Below are 18,041 nucleotides of genomic sequence, written 5' to 3'. Positions count from 1 at the left end.
ACTCCCAACCGCCGGCTTTTGCCGCTAGAATGTTCTTGTTTTGTTCGAGTTGAAACGATTGACGAAACGAGCGGTGCAGGGAGGGTGGCATGGGGAAAGGGGGTGCTGAACGGACGGCGCGGCGCATCCTGTCCCTGTGGCTGCCGCGGCTGCCCACCGACGCCCACAGCCGCCGCCATCCGGAGCGGCGCGACCATCCCCTGGCCGCCATCCTGGCCGAGCGCGGGCGGCTGGGCGTGGCCGCCGTCAACCGCGCCGCGGCGGAGGCCGGGGTGCATCCCGGTATGAGTCTGGCCGATGCCCGCGCCATCGAACCCGCCCTGGCCGTCTTCGACGCCGAGCCCGAGTCGGACGCCCGCCTGCTGGAGCGGATCGCCGGCTGGTGCACGCGCTACACCCCCTGGACCGCCCCGGACGGCCCCGACGGGGTGGCGCTGGACATCACCGGTTGCGCCCACCTGTTCGGCGGGGAGGAGGCCGTGGCCGCCGACCTGTCCGCCCGCCTGACCGCGGCGGGCTTCGAGTCGCGGATTTCCGTGGCCGACACGCCCGCGGCGGCCTGGGCGCTGGCGCGGTTCGGCGGGGGTGCCCCCACCCTAACCCTCCCCCGCTGGGCGGGGGAGGGAATCTGGCCCTCCCCTGCGCAGCGGGGGAGGGGGGGACCCGCGAAGCGGGAGGGTGGGGGCAAAGCGCTCCCCGATCTCTCCCCCCTCCCCGTCGCCGCGCTGCGTCTGCCCGCCGCCACGGTGGACGGTCTGGCCGCGATGGGGCTGCGGCGGATCGGGGATCTGCATGCCCTCCCCCGCGCCACGCTGGCCGCCCGCTTCGGGCCGGAACTGCTGCGACGGCTCGATCAGGCCTACGGGCGGCTGGACGAGCCGCTCTCCCCCCGCCTGCCGGTGCCGCCGCACAGCGTCCGCCTCGCCCTGCCCGAGCCGATCACCACCGCCGAGGCCATCGCCGAGGCGCTGCGCCGCCTGCTGGCCGCCCTCTGCGCCGGGCTGGAGAACACCGGCGAGGGCGCCCGCCGGCTGCGGCTGGAGTTGCACCGGGTGGACCGCCGGTTGGAGGACGCGCCCCAGACGCTGGTTATCGGCACCGGCCACCCGGTGCGCCGCCCGGACGCGCTGATGCGGCTGTTCGCCCAGAAACTCGACCGCGTGGAACCCGGCCCCGGTCTGGAGCTGATGGTGCTGTCGGCCACCGAGGCCAGCCCGCTCGCCGCCGCACAGGCCGCGCTGGACGGCACAACGGATGGGGGCATGGACGGGCAGCCGGAGCTGGGCGAGCTGATGGACCGGCTGGGCAACCGGCTGGGGGAGCGGGCGGTGCTGCGGCTGGTCCCGCGGCAAAGCTGGCTGCCGGAGCGCAGCGTGGCCCCCGCCTCGGCCTTCTCGGAGGCCTCCGGCGGTGCGCTGTGGCCGACCGACCGCCCCCGCCCGGTGCGGCTGCTCGCCCCGCCGGAGCCCATCGAAGCCATGGCCCTGGTTCCCGACGACCCGCCGGTGATGTTCCTCTGGCGCGGCGTCCAGCATCGCATCCGCCGTGCCGACGGGCCGGAGCGGATCGAGGCCGAATGGTGGCGACGCGACGGCGAGCCCCGCGACTATTACCGCGTCGAGGACGAGGCCGGCCGCCGCTTCTGGGTCTATCGGCAGGGGCTGTACCGGCCCGGCGTGGCGGCGCTGTGGTTCCTGCACGGCTTCTTCGGGTGACGGGAGCGCCATGACCCCCTACGCCGAACTCCAGGTCTCGACCAGCTTCACCTTCCTGGAGGGCGCGTCCCACCCGGACGAGCTGGCGCTGACCGCCGCCGGCCTCGGCCACGCCGCCGTCGCGGTGACCGACCGCAACTCGCTGGCCGGGGTGGTGCAGGCGCACACCGCCGCCCGCAAGCACGGGCTGCGCCTGATCGTCGGCTGCCGGCTCGACCTGACCGACGCGGACAGCCTGCTTGCCTACCCCACCGACCGGGCGGCCTACGCGCGGCTGTCGCGGCTGCTGACGCTGGGCAAGCGGCGGGCGCCCAAGGGGGCCTGCTTCATCGCCCGCGCCGACGTGCTGGACCATGCGGAGGGGATGCTGTTCCTGCTGGTGCCGCCGGACCAGCGCGACCCCGCGTTCGTCCACGCGCTGCGCGGCTGGCGCAACGATCTGGGGAACCGCCTGCACCTCGCCGCCAGCCACCGCTACCGCGGCGACGACCAGCGGCGGCTATCCTGGCTGGGCGGGCTGGCGGAGGCGGAGCGGGTGCCGCTGGTGGCGACCAACGACGTGCTCTACCACACGCCCGACCGCCGCCCGCTGGCCGACGTGATGACCTGCATCCGCAGCGGCACGACCATCGACGAGGCGGGCTGGCGCCTGTCGGCCAACGCCGAGCGGCACCTGAAGGCCGGGGTGGAGATGGCCCGCCTGTTCCAACGCCACCCCGACGCCGTCGCGCGCACGGTGGAGATCGCCGCCGCCTGCCTCTTCTCGCTGGAGGAGCTGCGCTACGAATACCCGGACGAGGTCGCCGAGGACGGGCGCAGTCCGCAGGAGACGCTGACCAACCTGACCTGGGCCGGAGCGGTCCAGCGCTATCCGGGCGGTGTGCCGGAGACGGTGGCGCAGACCCTGCACCGCGAATTGACGCTGATCGGTCAACTTGATTACGCGCCCTATTTCCTGACGGTGCACGACATCGTGCGCTACGCCCGCTCAAAGGGCATCCTGTGCCAGGGGCGCGGCTCGGCGGCCAATTCGGCCGTCTGCTATTGCCTTCATATCACGGAGATTGACCCGGCTCGTTTCAAGCTGCTGTTCGAGCGCTTCATCTCCTCGGCCCGCAACGAGCCGCCGGACATCGACGTGGATTTCGAGCATGAGAAGCGCGAGAAGGTCATCCAGTACATCTACGAAAAATACGGGCGCGAGCGGGCCGGGCTGACCGCCACCGTCATCCGCTACCGCGCCCGCGGCGCCATCCGCGAGGTCGGCAAGGCCATGGGCCTGTCCGCCGATCTGGTGGCGCGGCTGTCCTCCTCCGTCTGGGGCTGGAGCCGCCACGGCGTGGACGAGGAGCGCGCCCGGCAATACGGCTTCGACCCCGACGACCCGCGGCTCCGCCAGACGCTGGAACTGGCGCAGGAGCTGATCGGCTTTCCCCGCCACCTGTCGCAGCATGTCGGCGGCTTCGTCATCACCCGCGGCCCCCTGAGCGATCTGTGCCCCATCGCCAACGCCGCCATGAAGGACCGCACGACCATCGAGTGGGACAAGGACGACATCGACGCGCTGGGCATCCTGAAGGTGGACGTGCTGGCGCTGGGGATGCTGACCTGCCTGCACCGCGGCTTCGATCTGCTGAAGCAGCACTATGACAGCGACCTCACGCTGGCGACGGTGCCGCAGGGGGACCCGGCGACCTACGACATGCTGTGCCGGGCCGACAGCCTGGGCGTCTTCCAGGTGGAAAGCCGGGCGCAGATGTCCATGCTGCCCCGCCTGCGGCCCAAAAAGTTCTACGATCTGGTGATCCAGGTCGCCATCGTGCGCCCCGGTCCGATCCAGGGCGACATGGTCCATCCCTACCTGCGCCGCCGCAACAAGGAGGAATTGGTCACCTACCCATCTCCCGACCTGGAAGCGGTGCTGAAGAGGACGCTGGGCGTGCCGCTGTTCCAGGAACAGGCGATGCAGATCGCCATCGTCGGCGCCGGCTTCAGCGCGGAGGACGCCGACCGGCTGCGCCGCGCCATGGCGACCTTCCGCAAGACCGGAGAGGTCCAGCTCTTCCGCGACCGGTTCATCGAGGGCATGGTCGGGAAAGGCTACGACCGCGCCTTCGCCGAGCGCTGCTTCCAGCAGATCGAGGGGTTCGGCGAGTACGGCTTCCCCGAGAGCCACGCGGCAAGCTTCGCCCTGCTGGCTTATGTGTCGGCCTGGATGAAGTGCCATCACCCGGACGTCTTTGCCGCGGCCCTGCTGAACAGCCAACCCATGGGCTTCTACGCCCCCGCCCAGATCGTCCGCGACGCCCGCGAGCACGGGGTGACCGTTCTGCCCCCGGACGTGAACGCCTCCGGCTGGGACTGCACGCTGGAACCGCTGTCACCCTCTCCCGCCCCGGGAGAGGGAGGGACCCGCCAAAGGCGGGAGGGTGAGGGTAACGCCGAGAATCAGCGCACCAACCCTTGGATGCACCCTCACCCGGCCGCTGCGCGGCCACCCTCTCCCGGGGCGGGAGAGGGAATAAAGCATGCCCTGCGCCTCGGCCTGCGGCTCGTCCGCGGGATGGACGAAAAGGACGCGCATCAACTCGTGCTGTGCCGTGGGGCGGGCTACCGCGATCCCTACGATCTGTGGCGCCGGGCACAGATGCCGGTCGCCGGGCTGGAACGGCTGGCCAAGGCCGACGCCTTCCGCTCCGTCGGGCTGGACCGGCGCGCCGCGCTGTGGGCGGTGAAGGCGCTGGGGGCGCAGCCGCTGCCCCTGTTCGCCGGCCTCGCCGACTCCGCCCAGGACGAGCCCCAGGCCCTCCTGCCGGCCATGGCGCTGGGCGAGCATGTGGTGATGGACTACGGCAGCCTGTGCCTGTCGCTGAAGGCGCATCCCATGGCGCTGCTGCGCGACGGTTTTGCCGGCGTGGCCCCGACCGAACGGCTGGGCACGGTGCGGGCCGGCACGCGGCTGACCGTGGCGGGGCTGGCGCTGGTCCGGCAGCGGCCGGGCAGCGCCGAGGGCGTGGTCTTCATCACGCTGGAGGACGAGACCGGCATCGCCAACCTCGTCATCATGCCGGACGTCTTCGAGACATTCCGCAAGACGATCATCGGCGCCCGCCTGATCGCCGCCACCGGCCGGGTGGAGCGCAACGGCAAGCCCAACGACGAGGGCGGCGAGGTCATCCACCTGCGCGTCGAGCGGCTGAGCGACCTGACGCACCGGCTGCGCGACCTGACCGACCCCGACGCGCTGCCCAACCGCTCCGCCGCCGCGGTCTTCCCGGAGGGGCGGAATTTCCGCTGAGGAACGGTTGGAAAGGAACGGTCAGTCGATCAGGTCCGCGACCTCGCGCACCCGGCCGTTGTCGATCATGAACTGGACCAGATCGGGACGCTCCAGGCCGTAGCTCCGATGGCGGGCGCGGACGGCGGCGACCAGTTCGCCCCGGCGCTCCAGGATCTCATCGGCGAATTCGATCATGCGCAGGTTGGGCCACGCCTTGTGGCGGATGCCGACCACGGCGGCCATCGCCTCGGCGGCGGGGCGGTCGGGGCTGGCCTGGGCCAGGATCATGGTCAGGGCGGCGGTCGAGCGCGAGATGCCGGCGTGGCAATGGACCAGCAGCCCACCCACCCCGGTCGGCTCGGTCATCAGGTCGCGCCCGAAGGCCAGGATGCGCTCGACATCCGCGCGCTGCGGCAGGGACTGCCCCATGTAGGGGTCGATGATGTCGTGGAAGCGCAGCTCCAGCCGCTTGTGCTCACCGTAAGAGCCGAAGGCGGTCGGCTCCGGGTGGCCGGGGTCGAGGATCGACAGGACGTGGGTCACGCCGGCTTCGCAGAAGCCGTTCAGCTCCTCGATGCCGCAGACGGTCAGTCCGAAGGGAACGAAATCGCGGGCCATGGTCCTCGTCTCTTGCCGTGCGCGCGGAGGGCGGCGCGGTTCGCATGTGGCGCCGCCGGTCCGTGCCGTCAAGCCGATCAGAGGCCCGATCAGAGGACGTTGAACAGGTACAGCAGAAGAATGATCGGAATGGGAATACCGACAAGCCACAGCAAAACGCCCTTCATGGATCGCTCCCTTGGTTGAGGCCCGAGCGGCCGATGCAATCCTCAACAGCGCAACAGCGCATTGGTTGCCACGGCCGCCCTGGTCGAGGGGGGCTTACCCGGAAAGGGCGATCCCGGAAGAGGTGCGGATTATTCCGCCCCGTCCTGATCCTGGGCCTGATTTAGGGCCGTCTCCGCAGCGGGCTCCGTCGTCCCCGCGCGGGGCGGCAGAACGGGGCGCGGGCGCGGTGCGCGCAGCTTCTTCAGCAGCAGCGCGAAGGGCTTCAGCGCGCGGTCGAGGACCGCCGGTTCGGCCTCCAGCCGCGACAGCAGGAAAGCAGCGGCCTCCAGGGTCGACACGCTGTCGCGTCGCGGCTCCTTGCGGGCCTGCCCGTAGAGGGAGCGGAACTGCGGGTTCAGCACGATGCGGCGGCATTTCAGGAGCCACGGGTTGCGCCACCACAGCGTCTTGGCCTGGCTCCAGGTGCCGTCCAGGACGATGACGCCCTCCAGGTCGCCCAGCACCAGCTCGCTGTCCTTCTGCGGGACGCCGCCCTTGTCCACCACGGACACCTCTGGCAAGGGGCCGGCGCCCTGCTTGACCGGGCCGAGATAGAGCACGCCCCAGCGCTTGTAATCGACCTCGCGCCCCAGGATGCGCTTCAGGTTCGACCAGCTCAGCCCGACCTTAAGCGCGGAGTTCTTGAACTGGAGATGGGCGATCTGCGCGGTGCCCAGTGTCTCGCGCTTTTCCTGCGGGTGCTGGAGGATGAGCAGGAAGACGGCGTTGTCGATCGGCTCCACCGCCTCGCAAACGCACAAATGCATAGGTTTTAGGCAGGTGGGGCAGGGTTCGGCGTGCATGGTCGGTCTCGGCAGAAGGAACATCGGCGGAAAAAGCGGGAGGCGGGGACTATGAGCTTCCCATCCGAAAAAAGGAACGGGCCTCAAAAAAGAAACGGGGCCTGAAAAAGAAACCGGGCGCATTAAAGTTTGCATAACGCGTGATCTGCATCACTTAGAGGCCTGGACCTTGCATGATAGCGTCCAGACACACAGGACGGGTTGGGCCGAGGGCGGCCGACAGGACCGCTCCCCAGGCTCTCCCGACGCTCAGAAGGAGGCTTGCCATGCTGCCCGCTCATTTGGCCGCCCGCTTGCTGGAGCAACGCCGGGCTCAGGAATCGGCCGAATTCGCCCGGCAACTGCCGCTCTACGCGGACGACGCGCCCTTTCCGCCCGACGCCGATCCGGATACCGAGACCGGGCATCCCCTGCCCGACTGGGCCACCAACTACTGACCGGAAAACGACGGGTGGCTGTCGCATAAGCGACATCTCGAACGGCTGTCGCGTAAACGACATCACCGCCCGTCCTTCCGTCCGCATCACGCCACCTCGGCCCAGGACGGTCCGTGTCCGCCCGCCGGAGCCGGACGCCGAACCGGGGTGGACGTGGATGCCGGCGCGGGAACGGCCCGCTCCGGTGCTTGCGCCGGGACCAGGGCACCATCACGCCATTCCAGAAGCCACGACCCCAGGCGACCGCCCCGGCAGCGCTCCAGCTCGGCGCGCCAGCGCGGATCGCCGACGCCCGGCTCCGCCGTCCAACTGTGTGCCGGCGCGATCCGCCAGCGGGTGACCGCCGCGCTCGCCGCCGAGCGGCGGGCGGTGCTCTGCAACAGGAATCCCGTCACACCCGACAACTCGGCGGCCAGTTGCAGCCGGCGGCTCGCCGTCAGGTCCAGCCCCCCGACCTCCCCCAGCACGGCGGACAGCCGCTTGCAGCGCAGCGCCTCCTCCATCGCCCACAGGGCGTCGGTGTCGCGGGTCGCGCGCACGGCGATCAGCCGGTCCGGCGTCAGCCCATAGGCGGCCAGCCCGGCGGCGTGCAGGTCGCGCCCGCGCACGACCCACAGCGCGGGCGCCGCCGCGCTGGCGAGGCGCGCCAGCAGATGCGCGGCGAAGGCCGTCCCGGCCCCCGGCTCCTCCCCCGCCACCTCGTGCAGACAGCCGAGCGGGAGACCGCCCGCCGGAAAGGCTCCGTCGAGATCCGGCAGGCCGAAGAGCAGCACCCGCGCCCCCTCCCCGCCCAGCCCTTCCAGGCCACGGATGCGAGCGCGCAGATCGGCCAGAACGGCCGCCCGGTCCGGCGGGGGCGCTTTGATGCAGGACTCAGGCACAGGAAGTTCGGGCATGACTTGCTTCCGCTGAGCAGGCATTTGTTCCTGATATGTTCTATCATGTCCCATCTGCCCAGGGGAGTCCGGAAATGCGAAAGGGGGCGCCCTTTCGGACGCCCCCCCGCGAGACCGGTTGAGGAGTGGAGAGTGGATCAGCCGGCCTGTTGGATCGCCGACAGGACCCAGCGCCCACCGCGCGGACGGGTGAAGGTCCAGATTTCCGTGGCTTCGACCGGGCGGTTCGGGTCGCCCTCGACCACGCGGTTGCTCGCGCGGTCCACCGTCACGTCGGTCAGCGAGAAGCGCATCGCCACGGTGGCGTATTCCGCGTTGCCCTCGCGCCACGCCTCGGCCAGGTCGCCCTGGAGCAGGCGGACGTCGGACAGACGGTTGACCACGCCACGGTTGTGGTTGGCCGCCAGTTCCTCGGTGAAGTAGGAGGCCATCTCCGGCGTCACGGCGCTGCGCAGGGCCGTTTGGTCCTCGTTGCCGTAGGCGGTCTGGACCGCGACCAGCGTCTGCTCGAACGCCTGATAGTCGGCCGGGCCGATGCCCAGGTCGTCACGGCGCACGCCCGGACGGCCGGAAGAAGCCGGACCCGCAGCGGCGCTGCCGCGAGCGCCACCACCCAGCGGGTTCGAGCGCGCGTCCACCGCCTCGCGGTTCATGGCGCCCGGATTCGGACCGGCATAGGCGGCGTTGGAAGCGCCCATGCCCGCCGGCCGCGCCGCGCCCGCCGAACGGTTGCGGAAGAAGCGCATGGCCAGCCGGACCAGGAAGACGACCAGCAGGATCTGGAGGATGAAGCCCAGGATGCCCGCGAAGCTGCCCAGCCCGTCGAGGAAGCCGCCGCCGAACAGCATGCCGGCGATGCCGGCGCCGATCAGGCCGCCCATCAGGGCCGGCATGAAGCCGCCGCGCGAGAAGAAGCCGCCGCGTTGCGCCGCCGCCGGCGACGCCATGCCCGGCTGCTGCATGCCCGGCTGCTGCGCGCCCGGCGTCTGGGCGGGGGCGGCCGAGCGCTCCATCGGGGCGGCGCGCGGCGCGGTGTTGGTCTGGGCCGGCGCCTCGTAGGTGCGCGAGCCGCGGCTGCCCGCGGAGCTGCTCTTGCCGGCGCGGGCATCGGCGGTGCCGGCGGTCAGCGCCACGGCCAGCGCCAGAGCGACGGCGCCGAAGGCGCGGGCCGGGGTGCGGGAAACGGTGCGGGGGGATCGCGTTTTCTGGGTCATGGCCGTGTTCGGTAAAGCCCTCGGTTCGGGGGACGCTCACTCATGTAGCGTCCTCCTATATGGTATGGCTGCCCTGCTGTTTTAGAGGGACCACAACCAAACCGGCCAAAAAATACGCAGACCGCGTGCGGCGCCCGATCAGGCGGAGGCGCGCTCCCACACGATTTCCACCCTATGGAAAGATCCCGCACCGGCCGGAACCACCGGCGTCAGCGGTGCGGCGGCCGTCCGTTCCGCTGCCCGCAGCGACGCCCAGACGCGGCGGCGGACCTCGATCTGGCGGCGGCAATCACGCGAGCAGTAGAGCGGCGCCGGTCCGCGCGGCGAAGTGCGGCGGAATGGCTGTCCGCAGCAGGCGCAATAAAGCGTGGTCATGGTTATCCTCCCTGTTTTTCCGAGCTGTTTTTTTCCGATGACTGGTGCCCCGCCCATCACCCTGTGGAGCGGGTGCCCGTTCGGTTCTTTTCGGTCTTAAGTCTCGACCTGCGCGCACCATTGTTGTGCTTTGGGACGCCCCAGACCAGAGATGCCTTCGGCATATGGCCGTCTGAAAATCCGGCGATTCCGGAAAAATCGTCGAAACAACAATTGCTTGGCTTCCGCAAATCCGGACTGCGCGTCCATTCGCCGCATCCGGTCGTCAACCCCCCTCTCCGTTCGGACGATGACCCTGCGTCCGCCCGATCATCCGTATGACGACGGCTCCACCCGGGCCGTGAGCGCGTCCGTGGTGCCGGACACCCGATGGAGATAGGCCGGGAACCGCCGGGGACAGCCGCGGGTTGCTCAACCCGACACGCCCGACCGGCACCGCCCACGGCTTCCCCCGCCGGCGGCTCCCCACGGCGGCTCTCCTGCTCCGGTGAAGCCCCATGAGCGACATCCGCACGCGTCCCGCGCCCGCCACCACCCTCTCGGGCGTCGCCACGGCGCCGCCGGTCATCTCCATCGATCTGGAACGGCTGGAGCGGCTGCGCCGGCTGACCCGGCTGATGGACACGCGCTGGCGCGTTCCCGGCACGCGCATTCCCTTCGGGCTGGACGGCATCGCCGCGCTGGTCCCGGTCGCCGGCAGCACGGCGACCACCGTGGTGGCCGCCTACATCATCATGGAGGCCGCCCGCTTCGACCTTCCGAAAAGCCTGATCGCCCGGATGATCGCCAACATGGCGGTGGATTGGGCCGGCGGTTCGGTTCCGGTGGTCGGCGCCCTCTTCGACATCGGCTTCAAGGCCAACCGCCGCAACCTGAACCTGCTGCTGGAGCATCTGGAGAACCGGCTGGCCGCACACCACTGACGGGCCGGCCGGACGGGCGGGCGTTCGAACGCTTGACTTGTGTCAAAGCGGCGGACGGCGGTCTGCACGATCCTCCCGGCCATGAACGCGATCTCCCCCGTGGCCTGCGCCACCGCCGCCCCGACCGCCCCGCTGAACGCCGCCCTGCTGGCCAAGTACGATGGGCTGCGGGTGCCCCGCTACACCAGCTACCCGACGGCGCCGCACTTCACCGCCGCCGTGGGGGCGGAGCGCTACGCGGATTGGCTGGCGGAGCTGGACACGGCGGCCCACACGGGGTCGCTGTACCTGCACGTGCCCTTCTGCGCGAAGATGTGCTGGTACTGCGGCTGCCACACCAAGATCGTCGCCCGCTACGCCCCCATCGCCGAGTATCTCGGCCATCTGCGGCGCGAAGTCGGCATGGTCGCCGACCGCATATCCGGACGGCTGCGGGTGCGGCACATCCATTTCGGCGGCGGCACCCCGACCATGATGGCGCCGGACGACTTCGAATCGCTGATCGCCCTGCTGCGCGAGCGTTACGACGTGACGCCGGACGCGGAGATCGCGGTGGAGATCGACCCGCGCACCCTGACCCGTGCGATGGCCGAGGCGCTGGGCCGCGCCGGGGTCAACCGCGCCTCGCTCGGCGTGCAGGACTTCGACGCTTCGGTGCAGGCGGCCATCAACCGCATCCAGCCGCGGGAGCAGACCGAGCAGACGCTGGAATGGCTGCGCGCCAACGGCATCCGCCACATCAACCTCGACCTGATGTACGGCCTGCCCGGCCAGTCGGTGGAGAGCGTCGCGCGGTCCGCCGAGATCGCCCTGACCATGGCGCCGAACCGGCTGTCGGTCTTCGGCTACGCCCATGTGCCGTGGATGAAGACGCACCAGAAGAAGATCGACGAGTCGGCGCTCGCCGGCACGCTCGGCCGTTGGGAGCAGTTCGCGGCCATCGCCGGGGTTCTGACCGACGCCGGCTTCCAGCCCATCGGCCTCGACCACTTCGCCCGGCCCGACGACGAGCTGGCCGTGCAGCAGAGCGAAGGGCGGCTCAGCCGCAACTTCCAGGGCTACACGACCGACGACGCGGAGGTGCTCCTGGGCTTCGGCGCCTCCTCCATCGGGGCGCTGCCGCAGGGCTACGTGCAGAACGCCGTTCCCTTCGACCAATACGCCCAGGCCGTCGAGGCCGGACGGTTCCCGACCGGTAAGGGGCTGACACTGACCGCCGACGACCGGCTGCGCCGCGACCTGATCGTGCGGCTGATGTGCGACCTGTCGGTGGACGTCGGCGCGGTGGCCGAGGCCCATGGGCTGGCCGCCGGGACCTTCGACGCCGACCTGGAGGCCATGGCCGATCTGGTGGCCGACGGGGTCGCCGTGGTGGAGGGCCGCCGCGTCCATGTGCCGGAGCCCGCCCGCCCGCTGATGCGCATCGTCGCCGCGCGCTTCGACACCTACCTGTCCACCGGCGCCGGGAAGCACAGCCGCGCGGTGTGAGCGTGATGCTCTTGTGACCGGCAGGAAAAGGATGTGATCGGCAGGAAAAAGGACGCTTTTTCCTGCCTCTGGCCTTCCGCGCGCAAATCGGCGAAACTGGCGCCTGTTGAACATCTTTGCGGACGCGGCAAAGGAACAGGCTCCAGGGACGGGCACCGATGATCACGCTCTACACCTTCGCCTCGCCGAACGGGCAAAAGGCTTCGATCCTGCTCGAAGAGCTGGGTCTCACCTACAAGGTCCACAAGGTCGACCTCGTGGCCGGCGAAGGCCGTCAGCCCGACTATCTGGCGGTCAGCCCGATCGGCAAGATTCCGGCCGTCGTCGAGGAACTACCCGGCGGCAAGAGGCGGCGCCTGTTCGGCTCGGGGGCCATCCTGCTGCACTACGCGGAGCGCACCGGCCGCCTGCTGCCCGAGGACGAGGACGAGCGGGCGGAGGCGCTGAGCTGGCTGATGCTGGGCGTCAGCGACCTCGGCCCCTCGGGCTTGAGCAAGTTCCGCTTCGCGGTCATGGCGCCGGAGAAGATCCCCTACGCCATCGACTATTTCAAAGGCGAGCTGCAGCGCATCCACGCCGCGATGGAGGAGCGTCTGGGCGGGTCGGACTATCTGGCCGGCGGCGCCTACTCCATCGCCGACATCGCCTGTTTCCCCTTCGTGGCCGTGGCCGCCAAGGCGGAAGGCAACGTGCTGGACCGCTACCCCAACCTGAAGCGCTGGCACGCCACGGTCGCCGAGCGCCCGGCGGTCAAGCGCGGCATGGCAGTGCCGGAGTGAGCCGCCGCATGACCCGCCCCACCGCCGCCCTGCTTGCCCTCGCCGTGACGCTTCCCCTTCTCGGCGCCTGCCAGACCACCCCGGACGGGGCGGAGCCGCAGGCCCTGCTCCCCGCCGACGCCGATCCCGGCACCTATTGGCAGGGCGACCGCAGCCAGGCCTACGAGCGCGCCTATGTGGTCGCGCGCAACCCGCAGGAATGGAACGACCTCTGGGCCCGCGTCGGCGAGGCCGCGCCGGGTCCCCTGCCCGGCGACCGCATGGCCGCGGCGGTCTTCCTCGGCCCGCGCGACACCGGCGGCTACGGCGTGTCCATCGTCAGCGCGCGGCCGGCCGGCGGCGATGTGGTCGTCGGCTACCGCGAACGGGTTCCGGGTCCGGCCCAGGCGGTGGCGCAGATGCAGACGTCGCCCTACGCGGTGCGGTTGATTCCGCTGGCGGCCGGGGCGGCGAAGTTTCAAAGGGAGAAGTGAGGGGGCGCTTGCCGTTGCCCCCACCCTTCCCACGGCTTCGCCGCGGGCCCCTTCCCTCCCCCGCTTCGCAGGAGAGGGAGATTTGTCCCCTCCCCTGCGTCAGCGGGGGAGGGTTAGGGAGGGGGCACCAACGACTACCGCTTCCCCACCACCCGCGGGTCCAGCGCGTCCTGAAGCCCGTCGCCCAGCAGGTTGACGGCGATCACCGTCAGGAAGATCAACAGCCCAGGCCACACCGCCAGCAGCGGCGCGGTTCCCACCAGTTCCTGCGCGTTGGTCAGCATGTTGCCCCAGGAGGGCAGCGGCGGCTGGATGCCCAGCCCGAGGAAGCTCAGAACCGACTCCAGCAGGATCACGTTGCCGACCGTCAGCGTCGTCGCCACCACGGCGGGGGCGGCGACGTTCGGCAGAATGTGGGTCAGCATGATGCGGCGGCTGCCCGCCCCCATCGCCACTGCCGCCCGCACATAGTCGCGCCGCCGCGCCGACAGGGTGGCCCCGCGCACCAGCCGCGCCACCGTCGTCCAGCCAAACAGCGCCACCAGAACAACGATGCGCAGCAGGCTGGCGTCCTCCGATCCCGCCACCTCCGGCGGAATGCCCAGCCGCGTCAGGTCGATGGCGCCCAGCACGATCAGCAGCGGCAGCAGCGGCAGCGCGATCAGCCCGTCGGTAACGCGCATCAGCAGATCGTCGAGCCGCCCGCCGAAATAGCCGGCCAGCAGCCCAATCCCCGTGCCGATGACGGCGGAGGCCAGCGCCGCCGCCACGCCGACGAACAGCGACACCCGCCCGCCGTAGAGCAGCCGCACCAGCACGTCGCGCCCCAGCTCGTCGGTGCCCAGCGGGTGCAGAGCCGAGGGCGGGCCGAAGCGATCGAGCAGACTGATGCCCGTGGATTCCACCCCCAGCCAGTGCTCCACCCAGGGTGCGGCCGCCGCGGCGACGGCCAGCACCAGCAGAAGCAAGGCACTGACCACCGCCAGCCGGTGGCGGGCGAAGCGCCGCAGGAAGCGCCCGGCCTTCAAGCGCTCGGCCCTCACGCCCCGTCCCCCTTGAAGGAGATGCGCGGGTCCAGCCCGGCGTAGGCGGCGTCGGCCAGCAGGTTGCCGGCCAGCGTCGTCAGCGTGGCGAAGAGCAGCGCCACCAGCGCCACGTTCAGGTCGTTGCCCATGATGCTGTCGTAGATCAGCTTGCCCATGCCCGGCCAAGCGAACATCGTCTCGGTCACCAGCGCGCCGGAGAAGAGGGCGCCGAACTCCAGCGCCACGATGGTCACGATGGGAATGGTCGCGTTGCGCAGCGCGTGGCGCCAGACCACCCGCCCCTCCCCCAGCCCCTTGGCGCGGGCGGTGCGGACGTAATCCTGGCGAAGCTCCCCCATCATCGCGGCGCGGACGTAGCGCGTGTAGCCGCCGATGCTCGCCAGCGTCAGCGAGGCCACCGGCAGCACGAGGTAGGGCAGCCGCTCCCACCAGCCCTCCCCCCTACCGGGCCGAGGCCGGAGGCCGGCAGCCATTGCAGTTCCACCGCGAAGAGCAGGATCAGCAGCAGCGCCAGCCAGAAGGCCGGGACGGAAATGCCGGCGAAGCAGAACAGGTTGATGGCGTTGTCCGCCCAGCCGTAGGGCCGCCGCGCCGCGTAGACGCCGAGCGGCAGCGCCACCGCCAGGGTCAGCGCCATCGCCGCCCCGAGCAGCAGCAGCGTGTTGCCCAGCCGCGGCAGCAGGATCGTCAGCACCGGCTGCGCGTAGAGCCGGGAGAAGCCGAAATCCCCCATCAGCGTCGCCTGGAGCCAATGCCAGTAACGGTCCAGCAATGGCTTGTCGAGACCGTAGAGCGCCTTCAGCCGCGCCACGTCGGCGGGGGTGGCGCGCGGGTTGCCGGCCAGCATCATGTCCACCGGATCGCCCGGCATCAGCGTCATCAGGACGGTGATGACGAAGCTCATCAGCAGCAGGACGACCAGCGCCTGGAGCAGGCGGGAGGCGAGGAAGCGGGTCATGGGCGGGTCATGGTCCCATTGCCCTCCCCCCAGCCCTCCCCCGCTTCGCGGGAGAGGGGGCCAACTTTCCCTCCCCTGCGAAGCGGGGGAGGGAGGGACCCACGCGCAAGCGTGGGAGGGTGGGGGCAACCACCCGCGACATCCTCACTCCTTCGCCTTCCACGTCTCGATCCACAGCGTGCTGGAATCCAGATGCCCGGTCGGCACCACGCCCTCCAGCCAGGGCGGCAGGATGAACGGATCGGCGCGGAAGAACAGCGGCAGGTTCGGCAGGTCCTGGGCGTAGAGCGTCTGCAGCTTCGCCCACAGCGCGCGGTTGGCGTCGGGCTCGCAGACATGCTCCAGGTCCTCCAGGACCTTGTCCATCTCCGGATTCCGGTAGCCGGTGTAGTTCTGGCCCGCCCAGTTGTTGGCCTCCGTCGGGATCATGCTGGAATGCAGGATGGTGCGCGGGATGTTCTCCGGCGCACTGATCCAGGCGAACAGCGCCATCGACTTGAAGCGGCGCTTCTCCAGCGTGTCGCCGAACAGGACGCGGGCCGGCTCGTTGACGATGCGCACCTCGATCCCGGCCTGCCGCCACTGCGCCTGGAGCACCTGCTGCAACACCTCGCGGGAGCGGTTGCCGGCGGTCGTCATGATCTCCAGCGACAGCCGTTCCCCCTTGGCGTTGTGGCGCACCCCGGCGCGCCGCTCGCTCCAGCCCGCCTCGTCCAGCAGCTTGCCGGCCAGCGCCGGGTCGAAGGCGTAGGTCGGGTAGCCCGGCGCGTGCACGCGGTCGAGCGGGCTGATCTCGTTGTGGGCGACCGGCTGGCGCCCGTCGTAGAGCTGCTTGGAAATCGCCTCGCGGTCGATGGCGTGGAGCAGCGCCCGGCGCACCCGCACATCGGCCAGCGCCGGGTTGTCGAGGTTCAGCTCGACATGCTCGAAGAACAGGCCCGGCTTGTAGAAGACGTTGTAGCGGCTGCCGTGCCGCTTCTCGAAGGCGAGCACCTGATCGAGCGGAAGGCCGGTCTCCCCCGGCACCATGTCGACCTGCCCGGCCAGCAGGTTGGCCTCCAGCGCGGCGGTGTTCTCGATGGACTTGACGATCACCCGCTTGAAGGCCGGCTTCGCCCCCCACCAGGTCGGGTTGGGCTCCAGCACCATATGGCTGCCCGGCTCGACCTGGGCGATGCGGTAGGGGCCGAACCACAGGCCGGGATTCGTCGTGTCCGTCTCGTACTTGGAGCGGTTGCGGTAGGTCGCCGGGTCGGCCTCGAACACCGCGCGCTCCAGATGGGCGGGCAGGATCTCGAAGTCGTTGATCTCGGCATAGCTGCACACCGCCTTGTCGCGGTGGATGGTGAAGGTACGCTCGTCCTTGGCGTCGACCGCCACGATGTCGCGGGCGAACAGGTCGAAGTTGCTGTAGCCGCTCTGCGGGTGCTTGCCGACCGTCCAGGTGAACAGCACGTCCTCGGTCGTCACCGGTGTGCCGTCGCCCCAGGTCGCCTTGGGGTTGATGGTGTAGGTGACCTTGATGCCCTTCTTGCCGTCGGCCCGCGTCTCGTACTCCGCGGTGCCCTTGTCCAGCGCCGGCAGCTCGGTGCAGAGCAGGCAGGTCAGCCGCCAGTCGGGATCGTAGGCGGTGAAGGGCCGGCGCGCCATGGACAGGACGTAGCTCTTCGCCATCATCGCTTCCATGGAGGGGTGCCAGTTGGACGGGAACTGGGTCATGCCGATCACCAGCTCGTCCTTCGCTGCGAAGGCGGGCGAGCCCATGGGGGCGGCGGCCAGAGCGGCGGCCAAGGTGAAAGCGGCCAATCCCGTTCGCGCCAATCCCGTTCGCATCGCGGCGTCATCTCCGTCCGGTGAAGTCCCGGCTACGAACTATGGGGACCCGCGGCCCCGTGGTCCAGCGCCGATGCGGCTTTAGGGAAGCCCTTGACGGATCGGGGCCGCCGGTGTTTGTGGTCTGCCCCATACGCAACCGAATGGATGGGGAGCCCGACAGGCCATGGCCGGCACCGTGACCCTGAGCCGCGACGGCGTCGTCGCCACGCTGACCCTCAGCAACCCCGACAAGCTGAACGCCTTCGACAAGCCGATGTGGCAGGCGCTGATCCCGCTGCTGCGCCGGCTCGGCGCCGACGACACGGTGCGCGCGGTGGTGCTGCGCGGCGCCGGCGGGCGGGCCTTCAGCCCCGGCGCCGACATCTCCGAATTCGAGACGGAGCGCAACAGCCCCGAGCAGGGCGCCGACTACGGCGTGCTGATGGACGAAGGGCTGGCCCTGCTGCGCAACCTGCCGCACCCGACGCTGGCGGCCATCCAGGGCGCCTGCTGCGGCATCGGGCTGGCCGTGGCGCTGGCCTGCGACCTGCGGGTCTGCACCGCCGGCAGCCGCTTCGGCGTGCCGGTCAGCCGGCTTGGCATCTCCATGGCGCTGCCCGAGTTGAAGCTGCTCCACGACATCGCGGGCGGCCCGGCGGCTCTGGAGATCCTGCTGGAGGGCCGAGTCTTCGGCGCGGAGGAGGCCAAGGACAAGCGGCTGGTCCACCGCCTCGTCGCCGACGACGCCTTCGAGGAGGAAATCGCCGCGACCTGCGAACGCATCGCCGGGGGCGCCCCACTGGCCGCCCGGCTGCACAAGCAGTTCGTCCGCCGCCTGTCCGACCCCGCCCCGCTGTCGGAAGCGGAGATCGCCGAATGCTACCACTGCTTCGGCACGGAGGATTTCCGCGAGGGCTACCGGGCGTTCCTGGAGAAACGCAAGCCGGTCTTCAAGGGGCGGTGAGCGCCCGCGCATGCCAGGGTTCACCCCATAGCGATGGTTTCCGGACGGGG

At 70.4% G+C, this 18,041-nt stretch carries 17 protein-coding genes; 8 read left to right on the top strand and 9 right to left on the bottom strand.

Translation table 11 applies throughout. The features are described 5' to 3' along the window. Window positions 1-89 precede the first annotated feature (89 nt). Together ACWPN7_RS20710 and ACWPN7_RS20705 are read left to right on the top strand one after the other, a co-directional pair. Entirely contained in the window at window positions 90-1,715 is a 1,626-nt protein-coding gene (locus ACWPN7_RS20710; RefSeq protein WP_456524168.1) for a Y-family DNA polymerase, read from the top strand. A gap of 10 nt (window positions 1,716-1,725) precedes the next feature. After that, on the top strand, window positions 1,726-5,013 hold the full coding sequence (locus ACWPN7_RS20705) for an error-prone DNA polymerase (RefSeq protein ID WP_459195994.1): 3,288 nt from the start codon (window positions 1,726-1,728) through the stop codon (window positions 5,011-5,013). A gap of 21 nt (window positions 5,014-5,034) precedes the next feature. Here ACWPN7_RS20705 and ACWPN7_RS20700 read toward each other — a convergent pair whose 3' ends face one another. Both ACWPN7_RS20700 and ACWPN7_RS20695 read right to left on the bottom strand, forming a co-directional pair. Further along, on the bottom strand, window positions 5,035-5,613 hold the full coding sequence (locus tag ACWPN7_RS20700) for a tyrosine phosphatase family protein (protein WP_038526139.1): 579 nt from the start codon (window positions 5,611-5,613) through the stop codon (window positions 5,035-5,037). Between the two features lie 296 nt (window positions 5,614-5,909). Then, the gene (locus ACWPN7_RS20695) at window positions 5,910-6,587 is read right to left on the bottom strand and encodes a tRNA-uridine aminocarboxypropyltransferase (protein ID WP_459195995.1); all 678 of its coding nucleotides are present in this window, start codon (window positions 6,585-6,587) and stop codon (window positions 5,910-5,912) included. A 302-nt stretch (window positions 6,588-6,889) separates the two neighbouring features. Between ACWPN7_RS20695 and ACWPN7_RS20690 the strand changes: the two genes are divergently transcribed. Then, a complete protein-coding gene (locus ACWPN7_RS20690; protein ID WP_014239377.1) occupies window positions 6,890-7,060 on the top strand; it encodes a hypothetical protein in 171 nt (56 codons plus the stop codon). Window positions 7,061-7,146: 86 nt separating this feature from the next. On the opposite strand, the gene ACWPN7_RS20685 is transcribed toward ACWPN7_RS20690, so the two are convergent. The 3 genes from ACWPN7_RS20685 to ACWPN7_RS20675 form a co-directional block, all read right to left on the bottom strand. Next, window positions 7,147-7,956, bottom strand: a complete 810-nt coding sequence (locus ACWPN7_RS20685; RefSeq protein ID WP_492273430.1) for an ImuA family protein — start codon at window positions 7,954-7,956, stop codon at window positions 7,147-7,149. 137 nt (window positions 7,957-8,093) lie between these two features. Beyond that, on the bottom strand, window positions 8,094-9,170 hold the full coding sequence (locus ACWPN7_RS20680) for a TIM44-like domain-containing protein (RefSeq protein ID WP_349618852.1): 1,077 nt from the start codon (window positions 9,168-9,170) through the stop codon (window positions 8,094-8,096). A gap of 138 nt (window positions 9,171-9,308) precedes the next feature. Continuing rightward, window positions 9,309-9,545, bottom strand: a complete 237-nt coding sequence (locus ACWPN7_RS20675; RefSeq protein ID WP_201044904.1) for a hypothetical protein — start codon at window positions 9,543-9,545, stop codon at window positions 9,309-9,311. 497 nt (window positions 9,546-10,042) lie between these two features. Between ACWPN7_RS20675 and ACWPN7_RS20670 the strand changes: the two genes are divergently transcribed. The 4 genes from ACWPN7_RS20670 to ACWPN7_RS20655 all read left to right on the top strand — a co-directional run bounded on the left by ACWPN7_RS20670 (window position 10,043) and on the right by ACWPN7_RS20655 (window position 13,208). Next, a complete protein-coding gene (locus tag ACWPN7_RS20670) occupies window positions 10,043-10,468 on the top strand; it encodes a DUF4112 domain-containing protein (protein WP_459195997.1) in 426 nt (141 codons plus the stop codon). A gap of 81 nt (window positions 10,469-10,549) precedes the next feature. Then, window positions 10,550-11,956 (top strand): oxygen-independent coproporphyrinogen III oxidase, encoded by a 1,407-nt coding sequence (hemN, locus tag ACWPN7_RS20665; protein WP_176025189.1) that lies wholly within the window; start codon window positions 10,550-10,552, stop codon window positions 11,954-11,956. A 158-nt stretch (window positions 11,957-12,114) separates the two neighbouring features. Next, on the top strand, window positions 12,115-12,735 hold the full coding sequence (locus ACWPN7_RS20660) for a glutathione S-transferase family protein (RefSeq protein ID WP_407823586.1): 621 nt from the start codon (window positions 12,115-12,117) through the stop codon (window positions 12,733-12,735). 8 nt (window positions 12,736-12,743) lie between these two features. Next, window positions 12,744-13,208, top strand: coding sequence for a protease complex subunit PrcB family protein (locus ACWPN7_RS20655; RefSeq protein WP_459195998.1), 465 nt, complete (start codon window positions 12,744-12,746; stop codon window positions 13,206-13,208). Between the two features lie 134 nt (window positions 13,209-13,342). Here the strand turns inward: ACWPN7_RS20655 and ACWPN7_RS20650 are convergent, their stop codons facing one another. From ACWPN7_RS20650 to ACWPN7_RS20635, 4 genes are all read right to left on the bottom strand, one after another. Beyond that, on the bottom strand, window positions 13,343-14,251 hold the full coding sequence (locus ACWPN7_RS20650; RefSeq protein ID WP_456521684.1) for an ABC transporter permease: 909 nt from the start codon (window positions 14,249-14,251) through the stop codon (window positions 13,343-13,345). Continuing rightward, complete coding sequence (locus ACWPN7_RS20645; protein WP_492273429.1) at window positions 14,248-14,661, bottom strand: ABC transporter permease; 414 nt, start codon at window positions 14,659-14,661, stop codon at window positions 14,248-14,250. Before ACWPN7_RS20645 ends, ACWPN7_RS20650 begins: the two co-directional genes overlap by 4 nt. Then, entirely contained in the window at window positions 14,640-15,212 is a 573-nt protein-coding gene (locus ACWPN7_RS20640) for an ABC transporter permease (protein WP_492273428.1), read from the bottom strand. Before ACWPN7_RS20640 ends, ACWPN7_RS20645 begins: the two co-directional genes overlap by 22 nt. 144 nt (window positions 15,213-15,356) lie before the next feature. After that, window positions 15,357-17,018 (bottom strand): peptide ABC transporter substrate-binding protein, encoded by a 1,662-nt coding sequence (locus ACWPN7_RS20635; protein WP_459196000.1) that lies wholly within the window; start codon window positions 17,016-17,018, stop codon window positions 15,357-15,359. A gap of 193 nt (window positions 17,019-17,211) precedes the next feature. Here ACWPN7_RS20635 and ACWPN7_RS20630 point away from each other — a divergent pair, with 193 nt between their 5' ends. Then, on the top strand, window positions 17,212-17,991 hold the full coding sequence (locus ACWPN7_RS20630; RefSeq protein WP_149648319.1) for an enoyl-CoA hydratase-related protein: 780 nt from the start codon (window positions 17,212-17,214) through the stop codon (window positions 17,989-17,991). Window positions 17,992-18,041 lie beyond the last annotated feature (50 nt).

This window comes from Azospirillum sp. UENF 312511 (assembly GCF_058780635.1).
Note: the sequence above shows the minus strand (reverse complement) of the source record. Positions and strands in the feature narration are given on the sequence as shown.